Source organism: Salimicrobium salexigens (assembly GCF_900156705.1).
Taxonomy (GTDB): Bacteria; Bacillota; Bacilli; order Bacillales; family Halobacillaceae; genus Salimicrobium; species Salimicrobium album.
Genome location: NZ_FTOK01000011.1, coordinates 11,104 through 23,272 on the forward strand (window position 1 = coordinate 11,104; position 12,169 = coordinate 23,272).

The window sequence follows — 12,169 nt, forward strand, 5'->3', positions numbered from 1 at the left end:
TTTCACACCCTCGTTCCTATCGTGGCCGCCATAATGAGACAGAACAAGAAAAACACGATGTAATCTTTTTTCCGGAAAAGCAGGGCCCGGATCTTCGTCCGGCCCTCCCCGCCCTGGTACCCTCTTGCTTCCATCGCCATCGCGAGCTCTTCGGCACGCTTGAATGCACTGACAAACAGAGGGATAAGGAGCGGGATGACGGCGCTCATCCTGTCTTTCAGACTCCCGGTACGGAAATCCACGCCCCGGGAAGCCTGGGCTTTTGATATCTTCTCCGCTTCCTGCATAAGCGTCGGAATAAAACGCAGGGAGATTGACATCATCAGTGCCAGTTCGTGGACAGGGAAGCGCAGTTTTTTCAACGGATGAAGCAGATACTCGATAGCATCCGTAATTTCTATCGGAGACGTCGTCAACGTCAGTAACGACGTGAACAGAATAAGCAGGAAGAAACGCAAGGACAGCGTCCCGCCCTGGATCAGTGACTCTTCATAAAACGGAAAGCCGAGCACCGAGAATAGTATATCCCCCTGCCTTGAAACGAACAGGTGCAGGAGGAAAGTGAAAACGATCAGAAACCATACGGGTTTCAGGCCTTTCACAATAAACGACAGCGGGACTCTCGTGGCAAGGGCAGTCCCTATGGCGAAGGCGGTGAGAATACTGTAGCTCCACACGGAATTAGCAAAGAATACGATAATGACGAAAAAGAAAATAACGAGAATTTTCGTCCTCGGATCCAATCGATGAATGAGAGAAGTACCCGGGACATACTGCCCGATGATCATCGAATTATTCATAATCGTCTCTCCTTCCCAGCCGGGATGTGAGTTCCTTTGCTAATTCAGCAAGGGGCTGTTTGTTGTATTCGATCGAAACACCGAACTCTTTCTCAATCTTCTCCAGGAACTCGAGCACTTCCGGTATATCGAGCTGCACCTGACGCAGTTCTTCTTTTCTTTTGAACACATCGAGCGGTGCTCCCTGCATATATTTCCTGCCCTCATTCAAAATGACGACCTCGTCGGCATACGTCAGGGCATCCTCCATACTGTGAGTCACAAGTACGGTGGTAAGTTCCTCACTCTCATGGAGGGAATAGAACATATCCATCATTTCTTTTTGACCCCTCGGATCAAGACCCGCCGTAGGCTCGTCCAGAACGAGCACTTTCGGCTTCATGGCGAGCACGCCCGCGATGGCCACTCTTCTCATCTGTCCGCCGCTTAAATCAAACGGCGACTTCTCTTTCATATCTTCCGGAAGCTGCACGGCTTCAAGAGCTTTGTTTACCCGCTCCCTGATTTCTTCCTCATCCACACCGAAATTTTTCGGCCCGAAAGCGATGTCTTTCTCCACCGTCTCCTCAAATAATTGGTGTTCCGGGTACTGAAAAACGATGCCGGTTTTTTCACGCAGACTGCGTAAATTTTTATTTTTCCTTCCGGCTTCGATGACGAAATCTCCGACCTTCACACTTCCGAAAGTCGGCTGCAACAGCGCATTAATGTGCTGGATAAGCGTGGATTTCCCCGATCCGGTATGCCCGATGATTGCAGTATACGATCCCGAAGGCACATGAAAGGAGAGATTTTCGAGCGCTCTGAATTCAAACGGCGTCCCCGGGCTGTATGTATATGTTACTTCGTTGAATGTAAGTTCCATAGCTCCTCCACCATCTCCTCATGATTTAGCGGTTCCTTCCGAAAAGAAACGCCGTACTGTTTCATCTCCTCCGTCAGCTTTGCTACAAACGGCACATCAAGGCCGATGAAGGAAAGGGAGTCTTTATGGGCAAACACTTCCCGCGGGGTGCCTTCGAACCACACTTCCCCTTTGTTCATTACGATCACCCTGTCCGCTGCCACAATCTCCCGCAAGTCATGGGTAATGGTCACGAGAGACATATTCGACTTTTCCTGAACGTCCCGGACCGTTTTCAGTATTTCCTGACGACCTTTCGGATCGAGCATAGCTGTAGCCTCGTCGAGCAGCATATAATCAGGCGCAATCGCCAGTACTCCAGCAATGGCCACACGCTGCTTCTGGCCTCCGGAGAGCCGGTGAGGTTCGTGGTTCTCATAGGTTTCCATCTGTACATCCCTCAGACTTCCGGCTACTTTCTCCACCATTTCTTCCCTTGGCACTCCCTGGTTTTCCATACCGAATGCAATGTCATCCCGGACAGTCGTGCCGACAAACTGGTTGTCGGGGTTCTGAAAAACCATCCCCACTTTTTTTCTGATTTCCCACACAGACTCCGGGTTCACACTCATACCGTCCACACTGACTTTCCCGTTTTCGGCAAAGAGGAGCCCATTCATCAATTTGGCAATCGTCGACTTGCCGGACCCGTTGTGACCGATAATCGCCACCCACTCGCCTTTCTCGATGAAAAAATCGACATCTTTCAACACGGGCGGGGCGTCTTCCTGGTAGCGGAACGTCACACCTTCAAATTCTATCCTGTCCTTCATTTCCTGGCCTCCTCTTTGCTATTTCCCGGGAAATAGGGTGGAAATCAACTAACTTCCTGCACAAAAAAAGGGCTGGAGTTAACCTCACGAATGAGATACCGTCCTGCCCTTTCGCTATTATCAGACTTTATACAAGTTCGATAATCGCCATTTTTGCGCCGTCACCTTTACGCGCATCAAGTTTCAATACACGAGTGTAACCGCCCTGACGGTCTGCATAACGCGGACCAACGTCAGAGAACAGCTTCTGAAGAGCAGTTTCGGCTCCTTCTTCGTCTGCATCCTGCTTGTAAAGGAACGACTCTGCCTGGCGGCGTGCATGCAAGTCGCCACGCTTACCAAGTGTAATCATTTTTTCTACAGAGGAACGAAGTTCTTTCGCTTTCGCTTCCGTTGTTTCCAGACGTTCATGGATAATCAGATCCGTGGTGAGATTGCGCATCATTGCCACACGGTGTTCTGTTTTACGACCTAGTTTTCTCATCGATAACCCTCCTTTTCAGATGTTTCCTCTTTATCGTCAGTCTTCTTTACGAAGGCCAAGGTTAAGTTCATTCAGTTTGTGCTTAACTTCTTCCAACGATTTTCTGCCGAGGTTACGGACTTTCATCATATCGTCTTCACTCTTATTAGCCAGCTCCTGAACCGTGTTGATACCAGCACGTTTCAGGCAGTTGTAAGAACGAACCGAGAGATCCAGTTCTTCGATCGTCATCTCAAGAACTTTTTCTTTCTGATCTTCTTCTTTTTCTACCATAATTTCGGCATTTTTCGCTTCATCCGTCAATCCGACGAAGATGTTCAAATGCTCCATATATACTTTAGCCCCTAAAGAGATCGCCTCTTCCGGACGGATGCTGCCATCCGTCGATACATCCAGTGTAAGTTTATCGTAGTTGGAGATGTGCCCGATACGGGTGTTCTCCACCTGATACGTTACACGGGAGACAGGGGTAAAGATAGAGTCAACCGGAATTACTCCTATTGGTAAATCTTCGTGGTTGTTCCCTTCAGCCGGGCGATATCCTCGACCGCTTTCAGCTGTAATACGCATACGCAGATTCGTATTACTATCAAGGGTAGCGATGTGAAGTTCCGGATTCAGTACTTCAACGTCACTATCATGAGTAATATCAGCAGCGGTGACTTTTCCTTCACCCTGGACATCGATTTCCAAAGTCTTCTCATCATCAGAATAAATCTTCAGAGCAAGTTTCTTCAGATTCAAAACGACAGTGGTTACGTCTTCCATGACACCTTCGATCGTCGAAAATTCATGAAGGACCCCGTCAATTTGTACAGATGTCACAGCGGCACCGGGAAGGGAGGATAATAGGATACGACGCAAGGAGTTACCTAGTGTTGTACCATACCCACGCTCAAGCGGCTCGACGACGAATTTACCAAAAGTAGAATCATCGCTGATCTCCACCGTTTCAATGTTTGGTTTCTCAATTTCGATCATTTACACAAAAACCTCCTTCAAAACGTCGAAACCCCGGTCAGACAGAAGTCCAACCGAAATTCCTCAGGCAGGCAGCCCCTCTACCAGTAAACTGCATCTCTAAGGTTAAACGCATGGCTGTTATTGGTGGTTATAACCCTTAAAGAGGGCGATAAAACAATTCAGACTATAATTACACGCGACGACGTTTCGGTGGACGGCAACCGTTGTGTGGAACCGGCGTTACATCTCTGATAGCTGTGATTTCGATACCTACTGCCTGGATGGAGCGGATAGCCGCTTCACGGCCGGCGCCAGGCCCTTTAACAGCTACTTCAAGATCTTTCATGCCGTTATCCATAGCTTCTTTTGCAGAAGTTTCTGCAGCCATTTGTGCTGCAAATGGAGTAGATTTACGGGAGCCTTTGAAACCGAGAGTTCCGGCACTGCTCCAGCTGATCACATTACCTTGCACATCTGTAATCGTGATAATCGTGTTGTTGAAAGTAGAGCGGATATGAGCAATACCACTCTCCACATTCTTTTTCACGCGACGTTTCCGGGTACGGGTGTTCTTACGTGCTACCATAACTATACCTCCTTTATCAATTGATTATTTACGTTTGTTTGCTACTGTACGACGAGGACCTTTACGGGTACGGGAGTTGTTTTTCGTCTTCTGGCCGCGACTTGGAAGACCACGACGGTGACGAAGCCCACGGTAAGAGCCGATTTCAATCAGACGCTTAACGTTAAGGGAGTTCTCACGACGAAGGTCACCTTCGACGTTGTAGTTGTTCAGTTCAGTACGAATTTTCGTAAGTTCATCTTCCGTAAGATCACGGACACGGGTAGATTCATCTACTCCGGCATCCTGTACAATTTGACTTGCCAGGGATTTACCGATTCCGTAAACATAAGTCAATGAGATAGAAATTCGCTTATCACGAGGGATATCAACACCTGCTATACGTGCCATAGGGAACGTGCACCTCCTTTTTTATTAACCTTGTTTCTGTTTGTGTTTCGGGTGATCACAGATTACCATTACTTTGCCATTACGACGAACGACTTTACATTTATCACAAATCTTCTTAACAGAAGCCCTTACCTTCATCATTCATACCTCCTTGTTATATCGGAGCTTATTCTATTTGTAACGGTACGTTATCCGTCCTTTAGTAAGATCATACGGGGACAGTTCCACTGTCACTTTATCACCTGGAAGAATACGGATGAAGTTCATGCGTATTTTACCGGAGACGTGAGCAAGTACCGTATGCTGATTCTCAAGTTCGACTTTGAACTGAGCGTTCGGCAATGTCTCCACTACGGTTCCTTCAATTTCAATTACATCTTCTTTCGCCATCGAGTTGCTCTCCCTTCTCTAAATCAGTCACCAGTTCATTGATATATTTACTAACAGCAAATCGAAGCTTGCCGTTTGTGACACGACCTGTTTCCAGAAGGCTGCTTTGGACTTCCGGAGAGATGAAGCTCGTGCAGGACACATGCTGCATGTTCTTCTTCTTCGGCCTGTCGTATTTCCTCTTCTCTCCGTCAGCAAGCATTACAGCGCCATCTTCAAGTTTATCAATGACTACCGCATATTGACCTGCTTCCCGTCCACGCTCAATACGAACAATTTGACCTATTCGCGGACTCGATTCCGATTCGCTCACAGTACGATCACCTTCATTTAAAGTAATAAACACAGTAATCGCGTCGGAGAGGAACTACAAGCTCCTGCCGTTTCGCATTACCACTTTCGGACACTAACTTTGAACATAACAAGGAACACTTTCAATTTCAAGAAAAAAGTTTCGCTATTACGTGAAAGGTTACCGTGCCCATCCATGGCAACCCTCATTTACTCCGGGTTCTCTGTTTCACCTTAAGAAAGATGCTGAAGGCGTTCATCAATATCGTTGAATACTTCCTCGATATTTCTGTTGCCCTCTACCGTAACGAGATAGCCCTTCTCTTCGTAAAAGTCCAGAAGAGGCTGAGCCTGTTCCACGTTCACTTCGAGTCGGTTTTTCACTGTTTCCGGCTGATCGTCTTCCCTCTGGATAAGAACAGCACCGTCGTTATCGCATTTGCCTGGTGTTTTCGGAGGATTGAATTGAACGTGGTACGTAGCTCCACATTCAGGGCAGACTCTCCTGCCGGTCAACCGGTCCACAAGTATTGTTTGTGGAACATCTATGTGAAGCACATAGTCGAGAGATGTCTCCAGCTCTCCAAGCAGATTCTCAAGAGCTTCTGCCTGTTCAAGCGTGCGCGGGAAACCGTCAAGGAGGAATCCTTTCTGGCAGTCCGGCTTGCTGAGACGTTCGCGGACGATTCCGATCGTGACCTCATCCGGAACCAGCGCCCCTTCATCCATATATGATTTAGCTTCTTTGCCTAGTTCTGTGCCTTCTTTGATAGCTGAGCGGAACATATCTCCGGTAGAGATATGAGGAATGTTATATTTTTCGACTATTTTCTCGGCCTGGGTGCCTTTTCCGGCTCCAGGGAGACCCATCAAAATTAAATTCAACTTTTTCCCTCTCTCCCGTATCTTAGTTTTACACTATTTATTTAATGAAGCCTTTATAGTGTCGCTTCACCAGCTGACCTTCCAGTTGCTTCATCGTATTCAGTGCTACACCTACCACGATCAAGAGACCAGTTCCTCCGATCTGTATGCTTGGCGGAAGCCCTGCAAGGGAGCCAAGAATAATCGGAAGGACAGATACAGCCGCCAAAAAGAGTGATCCTACGAAGGTTAAACGGTACATAACCCGTGTCAAATACTTCTCCGTATTCGCACCGGGACGTATCCCCGGGATATACCCGCCTTGTTTCTTAAGGTTTTCAGCCATTTGTTCAGGGTTCACCTGCACAAACGTATAGAAGTATGTGAACGCTATGATAAGCGCTACATAAATAATCATACCCGGCCAGTTCTCATAATTGAAAATGTACTCGATCGTAGAAGCGATCTCGCTATTTTCAAAGAATCCGGCTATCGTTCTTGGAGCAATAATGAAAGAAATCGCGAATATGACTGGAATAACTCCAGCAGCGTTCACTTTGATCGGCAAGTGGGTGGAATGCCCACCGACTGGAGATCTGTTTACCTGACGTTTTGCATACTGAATAGGGATTTTACGCAGCGCCTGCTGAATGAACACGACTCCCACAATAACTGCAACAATCACAAGAGCAATGAGAGCCACGATGACGAGGTTGATGAAGAGTTCCTCTCCTGCGCCAGTTATATACTGATCATACAACTGGTTCACACCATTCGGAATTGCAGCAACAATACCTGCGAAAATTAAAATTGAAATCCCATTTCCTACGCCATGGGAAGTGATTTGCTCACCAAGCCACATAAGGAATGCAGTCCCGCCTGTCAGTACGAGCGCAATAGCTGCGAACTGGGGAATACCAGGGTTTGAGATCAGCTGACCTCCTGCCATGGCATTGAAACCAATGGACATACCAATGGCCTGTATGAAGGCAAGGACAATAGTTCCATAGCGGGTAAACTGAGCTAATTTCCGGCGTCCCACTTCCCCCTGCTTTTTCCACTCTGCAAATTTAGGAACGACGTCCATCTGCAGAAGCTGCATGATAATGGAAGCAGTGATGTAAGGCATAATCCCCATCGCAAAGATAGAGAAGTTCTGTAATGCCCCACCTCCGAATGTATTCAGAAAGCCGAAAGCATTCTGTTCATCCATGAAGTTGATCGCTTCATTATTTGTAAACGGCACGGGGATAAAGGCCCCCATCCGGAATACGATAAGCATAAGCAGGGTGAAAATGATTTTTCGCCGGAGATCACCCACGCGCATAAAATTGGAGATTGTCCGGAACATTAAATCACCTCAGTTTGACCGCCCGCCGCTTCGATTGCTTCTTTGGCAGAAGCCGAGAACTTATGAGCTTTTACTGTGAGTTTCCTATCAATGTTACCTTTTCCTAGGATCTTAACACCAGCTTTTACTTTGCTGACAGTACCTGTTTCAAGCAGAAGCTCCGGAGTTACTTCCGTGCCTTCTTCGAAACGATTCAAAGTCTCTAAGTTCACAACTGTATATTCCGTACGGTGAATGTTCGTGAAACCACGCTTAGGCACGCGTTGGAATAAAGGCATTTGGCCACCTTCGAAACCTGGACGGATTTTGCTCCCGGAGCGCTGACCCTGTCCTTTGTGTCCACGACCGGATGTTTTTCCGTTACCGGAAGCCATCCCACGTCCTACGCGGTTACGTTTTTGACGGGACCCTACTTTGGAATGTAGTTCATGAAGTTTCATGTGAGCACCTCCTTATTTATAAATTGATTATACTTCTTTTACATCAGCCAGGTGTGAAATCTTATTGACCATTCCACGCATAGCCGGATTGTCTTCTACGACTACTGACTGGCGAATTTTATTAAGTCCTAGCGCTTTAACGGTGTCCTTCTGGTCCTGCGGACGGCCGATTACACTGCGCGTGAGGGTAACTTCTAACTTTTGAGCCATTGTATTTCCCTCCTATCCTACAGTTCTTCCACGGATTTCCCACGAAGTCTTGCCACATCTTCGGCACGCTTCAATTCAGTAAGACCCTTGATAGTAGCACGGATCATGTTGATTGGCGTGTTCGAGCCAAGAGACTTCGAAAGGATGTCCTGCACACCTGCAAGTTCGAGTACGGCACGGACAGGTCCGCCTGCGATAACACCGGTACCTTCTGCGGCCGGTTTCAACAGCACGTTACCGGCGCCGAAGCGACCGTGAATTTCGTGAGGAATCGTTGTATTTTTAATTGGTACAGTTACCAGGTTCTTTTTCGCATCATCAATTGCTTTTTTGATGGCGTCCGGAACTTCCTGCGCTTTGGCAGTACCGAAACCGACATGACCGTCTTTGTCGCCCACTACTACAAGTGCGGCAAAACGGAAACGACGTCCACCTTTTACCACTTTCGCAACGCGGTTGATCGTAACAACGCGCTCTTCAAGATCTAGTTTGTTAGGGTCAATCTTTGTACTCATACATGTCCCTCCTTTTACGATTAAAATTGTAGTCCAGCTTCACGAGCTGCATCGGCCAAAGCTTGTACACGGCCGTGATAAAGATAACCACCGCGGTCGAATACTACTGTTTCATAGCCTTTTTCTTTCGCACGTTCTGCAACGAGCTGACCAATGCGTTTAGCAGCTTCAACGTTGCCGCCACGATCAAGGTCGAACCCTTTGTCCATTGTCGATGCACTGGCTACTGTCGTTTCGCTCACATCATCGATCAATTGTGCGTAAATATGGTTGTTGGAACGATAAACGTTCAGACGTGGACGCTCCGCAGTACCGGAGATGTTCTTACGGACACGTGCATGACGTTTCTTACGCATAGTGTTTTTATCGGTCTTTGAGATCATTTAAGTCACTCCTTTCTTACCCTGACACCTTATTTAGCTGTCTTACCTTCTTTAGTACGGACAGTTTCGTTCTCGTAACGGATCCCTTTACCTTTGTAAGGCTCAGGAGGACGAATCGCACGGATGTTAGCGGCCACTGCTCCGACGAGCTCTTTATCAATGCCTTTGATGACGATTCTAGTGTTCGTAGGAACTTCGATATCGATACCTTCGCGGTTTTCGATTTCTACCGGGTGGGAGTAGCCGGCGTTTACGGTTACTTTTTCACCCTGTTTTTGAGCACGATATCCGACACCGCGGATTTCAAGTGCTTTTTCAAAACCCTGGGACACTCCTACAACCATGTTATTGATCAGGCTGCGTGTTGTACCGTGGAGAGCTTTATGCTCCTGCTTATCACTCGGACGCTCTACAGTAAGAACGTTGTCTTCCTGTTTCACGGTCATTTCGTCGGAGATAGTGGTAGCCAGTTCCCCTTTTGGTCCTTTTACTGCAACTCTGCTATTTTCCTGGGTGACTTCTACACCTTCAGGCAGTTCAATTGGTAATACACCAATACGTGACATTCATTACACCTCCTGTTCGTATCTGTTTTCTTACCAGATGTAAGCAAGCACTTCGCCACCGATAGCTTGTGCACGTGCTTCTTTATCTGTCAAAACACCTTTTGATGTGGAAACGACTGCAATACCAAGGCCGTTAAGAACTCTCGGCACTTCGTCAGCTTGTGCATACACACGAAGACCCGGTTTCGAAATCTTCTTGATGCCTGAAATTACTTTCTGCTCTGTCTGGCTGTACTTCATGAAAATACGAAGTATGCCCTGCTTACCATCCTCTACCTGTTCATAGTCACGAATGAAACCCTCACGTTTAAGGATATCAGCGATCTCTCTTTTCAGGTTAGAAGCCGGTAGCTCCAACTTCTCGTGACGTACCATATTCGCGTTACGAATACGAGTCAGCATATCTGCAATTGGATCTGTCATTGTCATAACTTTTACCTCCTTCCCAGTCCTCGGGTTTACCAGCTGGCTTTTTTGACGCCAGGAATTTGTCCTTTATATGCTAGTTCGCGGAAACATATACGGCACAACTTGAATTTACGAAGTACGGAATGCGGACGTCCGCAACGTTCACAACGAGTGTATTCGCGTACCTGGAATTTCTGTTTGCGCTGTTGTTTCGCAACCATTGATTTTTTAGCCACTATTTTCCCTCCTTATAGTCAGTTCTTAGTTTTTAAACGGCATACCGAACTGAGCTAATAGTTCACGAGACTCTTCGTCTGATTCAGCACTGGTAACGATAACAATATCCATACCACGTACTTTGTTAACTTTGTCATAGTCGACTTCCGGGAAAATCAATTGTTCTTTCACACCTAGAGTGTAGTTACCGCGGCCGTCGAATGCTTTCTTGGAGATACCACGGAAGTCACGGACACGTGGCAATGACACGGCGATCAACTTCTGAAAGAATTCGTACATGCGCTCTCCGCGCAGAGTAACTTTAGCTCCGATTGGCATTCCTTCACGAAGACGGAATCCAGCGATAGATTTCTTCGCTTTCGTTACCATCGGTTTTTGACCGGAGATAAGCTCCAGTTCCTCTACCGCGTTATCAAGTGCTTTAGCGTTCTGCACAGCATCGCCTACACCCATGTTGATAACGATCTTTTCAATTTTCGGAGTTTCCATTACGGAATCGTAGTTGAACTTTTCCATAAGGGATGGAACAATTTCTTTTTGATATTTCTGTTGAAGTTCGTTCATCGGTAAGCCCTCCTTTCGCCAGTTGGATTATTTATCTAGTGCTTCACCGGATTTTTTCGCGATACGAACCTTTTTACCATTCTCTGTCTTATGACCGATTCTTGTCGGTTCACCGGACTTAGGATCGATCGGTAGAACGTTGGATACATGGATAGCTGCTTCCTGAGTAAGGATACCGCCCTGAGGATTATCCTGAGAAGGCTGAGCGTGCTTTTTCACTTCGTTGACACCTTCAACGAGGACACGTTCTTTCTTAGGGTAAGCTTCAAGTACCGTACCTTGCTTTCCTTTATCTTTTCCAGAGATAACCATGACTTTGTCACCTTTTTTTACGTGCATACTTCGCGCACCTCCTTACCACGGCTTTCTTGATTTTTTATAGAACTTCCGGAGCTAGTGAAACGATCTTCATGAATTTGTGTTCACGAAGTTCACGGGCTACTGGTCCGAAAATACGGGTTCCTCTCGGTCCTTTATCTTCACGGACGATAACCGCAGCGTTTTCGTCGAAACGAATGTAAGAGCCGTCTTTACGACGTGCACCACTTTTCGTACGTACGATGACAGCCTGAACAACTTCACCTTTTTTAACAACGCCCCCTGGTGTTGCTTGTTTAACCGTAGCAGTGATGACATCACCGATGTTCGCAGTCTTACGACCGGAACCGCCCAGCACTTTAATGGTTTGGATCTCGCGTGCACCAGAGTTGTCTGCAACTTTTAGACGTGATTCCTGTTGGATCATTTACGTGTAACCTCCCTTCGGAATATCTCCGAATCATCTTTTTAGATAGTAACTGCTTCTTCGATTACTTCTACGAGACGGAAACGTTTTGTAGCGGATAGAGGGCGGGTTTCCATGATGCGTACCACGTCTCCCTGTTTCGCCTGGTTGTTTTCGTCATGCGTTTTAAATTTCTTGGAATATTTAACACGCTTGCCGTAAAGCTTGTGGAATTTATACGTTTCAACAAGTACAGTGATCGTTTTGTCCATTTTGTCGGACACAACGCGACCAGTATATACTTTACGATTATTACGTTCAGCCAT

At 46.9% G+C, this 12,169-nt stretch carries 23 protein-coding genes; all 23 read right to left on the reverse strand.

Annotated elements, in window-relative coordinates:
• Positions 1 to 2 precede the first annotated feature (2 nt).
• Entirely contained in the window at positions 3 to 800 is a 798-nt protein-coding gene (locus BW931_RS13415) for an energy-coupling factor transporter transmembrane component T family protein (RefSeq protein WP_008592584.1), read from the reverse strand.
• Positions 793 to 1,665, reverse strand: a complete 873-nt coding sequence (locus tag BW931_RS11575) for an energy-coupling factor ABC transporter ATP-binding protein (RefSeq protein WP_076572487.1) — start codon at positions 1,663 to 1,665, stop codon at positions 793 to 795. The genes BW931_RS13415 and BW931_RS11575 overlap by 8 nt, the downstream gene beginning before the upstream one ends.
• Complete coding sequence (locus BW931_RS11580) at positions 1,641 to 2,477, reverse strand: energy-coupling factor ABC transporter ATP-binding protein (protein ID WP_008592580.1); 837 nt, start codon at positions 2,475 to 2,477, stop codon at positions 1,641 to 1,643. The genes BW931_RS11575 and BW931_RS11580 overlap by 25 nt, the downstream gene beginning before the upstream one ends.
• 127 nt (positions 2,478 to 2,604) lie before the next feature.
• Positions 2,605 to 2,961, reverse strand: a complete 357-nt coding sequence (gene rplQ / locus BW931_RS11585) for a 50S ribosomal protein L17 (protein ID WP_008592578.1) — start codon at positions 2,959 to 2,961, stop codon at positions 2,605 to 2,607.
• Between the two features lie 36 nt (positions 2,962 to 2,997).
• Complete coding sequence (locus BW931_RS11590) at positions 2,998 to 3,942, reverse strand: DNA-directed RNA polymerase subunit alpha (protein ID WP_008592576.1); 945 nt, start codon at positions 3,940 to 3,942, stop codon at positions 2,998 to 3,000.
• 172 nt (positions 3,943 to 4,114) lie between these two features.
• Complete coding sequence (gene rpsK, locus BW931_RS11595; protein WP_008592574.1) at positions 4,115 to 4,510, reverse strand: 30S ribosomal protein S11; 396 nt, start codon at positions 4,508 to 4,510, stop codon at positions 4,115 to 4,117.
• Between the two features lie 24 nt (positions 4,511 to 4,534).
• Positions 4,535 to 4,900 carry a 30S ribosomal protein S13 gene (gene rpsM, locus BW931_RS11600; RefSeq protein WP_008592572.1) on the reverse strand — a complete coding sequence of 122 codons (366 nt, stop codon included), beginning with the start codon at positions 4,898 to 4,900 and terminating at the stop codon, positions 4,535 to 4,537.
• Between the two features lie 24 nt (positions 4,901 to 4,924).
• Positions 4,925 to 5,038, reverse strand: coding sequence for a 50S ribosomal protein L36 (gene rpmJ, locus BW931_RS11605; protein ID WP_076572489.1), 114 nt, complete (start codon positions 5,036 to 5,038; stop codon positions 4,925 to 4,927).
• Between the two features lie 33 nt (positions 5,039 to 5,071).
• Positions 5,072 to 5,290: a translation initiation factor IF-1 gene (gene infA / locus BW931_RS11610; RefSeq protein WP_008592569.1), complete on the reverse strand. Its 219-nt coding sequence runs from the start codon at positions 5,288 to 5,290 to the stop codon at positions 5,072 to 5,074.
• On the reverse strand, positions 5,268 to 5,603 hold the full coding sequence (locus tag BW931_RS11615; RefSeq protein ID WP_076572491.1) for a KOW domain-containing RNA-binding protein: 336 nt from the start codon (positions 5,601 to 5,603) through the stop codon (positions 5,268 to 5,270). Before BW931_RS11615 ends, infA begins: the two co-directional genes overlap by 23 nt.
• Positions 5,604 to 5,815: 212 nt before the next feature.
• Positions 5,816 to 6,466 (reverse strand): adenylate kinase, encoded by a 651-nt coding sequence (locus BW931_RS11620; RefSeq protein ID WP_008592564.1) that lies wholly within the window; start codon positions 6,464 to 6,466, stop codon positions 5,816 to 5,818.
• A gap of 37 nt (positions 6,467 to 6,503) precedes the next feature.
• Positions 6,504 to 7,796: a preprotein translocase subunit SecY gene (gene secY, locus BW931_RS11625; RefSeq protein ID WP_076572494.1), complete on the reverse strand. Its 1,293-nt coding sequence runs from the start codon at positions 7,794 to 7,796 to the stop codon at positions 6,504 to 6,506.
• Complete coding sequence (gene rplO, locus BW931_RS11630) at positions 7,796 to 8,236, reverse strand: 50S ribosomal protein L15 (protein WP_008592559.1); 441 nt, start codon at positions 8,234 to 8,236, stop codon at positions 7,796 to 7,798. The genes secY and rplO overlap by 1 nt, the downstream gene beginning before the upstream one ends.
• 27 nt (positions 8,237 to 8,263) lie before the next feature.
• Positions 8,264 to 8,446, reverse strand: a complete 183-nt coding sequence (rpmD, locus tag BW931_RS11635; protein WP_008592558.1) for a 50S ribosomal protein L30 — start codon at positions 8,444 to 8,446, stop codon at positions 8,264 to 8,266.
• Between the two features lie 17 nt (positions 8,447 to 8,463).
• Positions 8,464 to 8,961, reverse strand: coding sequence for a 30S ribosomal protein S5 (rpsE, locus tag BW931_RS11640; RefSeq protein ID WP_008592556.1), 498 nt, complete (start codon positions 8,959 to 8,961; stop codon positions 8,464 to 8,466).
• A gap of 20 nt (positions 8,962 to 8,981) precedes the next feature.
• Positions 8,982 to 9,344: a 50S ribosomal protein L18 gene (gene rplR, locus BW931_RS11645; RefSeq protein ID WP_008592554.1), complete on the reverse strand. Its 363-nt coding sequence runs from the start codon at positions 9,342 to 9,344 to the stop codon at positions 8,982 to 8,984.
• A 29-nt stretch (positions 9,345 to 9,373) separates the two neighbouring features.
• Positions 9,374 to 9,910 (reverse strand): 50S ribosomal protein L6, encoded by a 537-nt coding sequence (gene rplF, locus BW931_RS11650; protein ID WP_076572496.1) that lies wholly within the window; start codon positions 9,908 to 9,910, stop codon positions 9,374 to 9,376.
• 30 nt (positions 9,911 to 9,940) lie between these two features.
• Complete coding sequence (gene rpsH / locus BW931_RS11655) at positions 9,941 to 10,339, reverse strand: 30S ribosomal protein S8 (protein ID WP_008592551.1); 399 nt, start codon at positions 10,337 to 10,339, stop codon at positions 9,941 to 9,943.
• Between the two features lie 29 nt (positions 10,340 to 10,368).
• A complete protein-coding gene (locus BW931_RS11660) occupies positions 10,369 to 10,554 on the reverse strand; it encodes a type Z 30S ribosomal protein S14 (RefSeq protein WP_008592548.1) in 186 nt (61 codons plus the stop codon).
• 25 nt (positions 10,555 to 10,579) lie between these two features.
• The gene (gene rplE / locus BW931_RS11665) at positions 10,580 to 11,119 is read right to left on the reverse strand and encodes a 50S ribosomal protein L5 (RefSeq protein ID WP_076572498.1); all 540 of its coding nucleotides are present in this window, start codon (positions 11,117 to 11,119) and stop codon (positions 10,580 to 10,582) included.
• Between the two features lie 27 nt (positions 11,120 to 11,146).
• Positions 11,147 to 11,458, reverse strand: coding sequence for a 50S ribosomal protein L24 (gene rplX / locus BW931_RS11670; RefSeq protein WP_008592543.1), 312 nt, complete (start codon positions 11,456 to 11,458; stop codon positions 11,147 to 11,149).
• Between the two features lie 37 nt (positions 11,459 to 11,495).
• Positions 11,496 to 11,864, reverse strand: a complete 369-nt coding sequence (gene rplN, locus BW931_RS11675) for a 50S ribosomal protein L14 (RefSeq protein ID WP_076572500.1) — start codon at positions 11,862 to 11,864, stop codon at positions 11,496 to 11,498.
• 41 nt (positions 11,865 to 11,905) lie between these two features.
• Entirely contained in the window at positions 11,906 to 12,169 is a 264-nt protein-coding gene (gene rpsQ / locus BW931_RS11680; protein ID WP_008592540.1) for a 30S ribosomal protein S17, read from the reverse strand.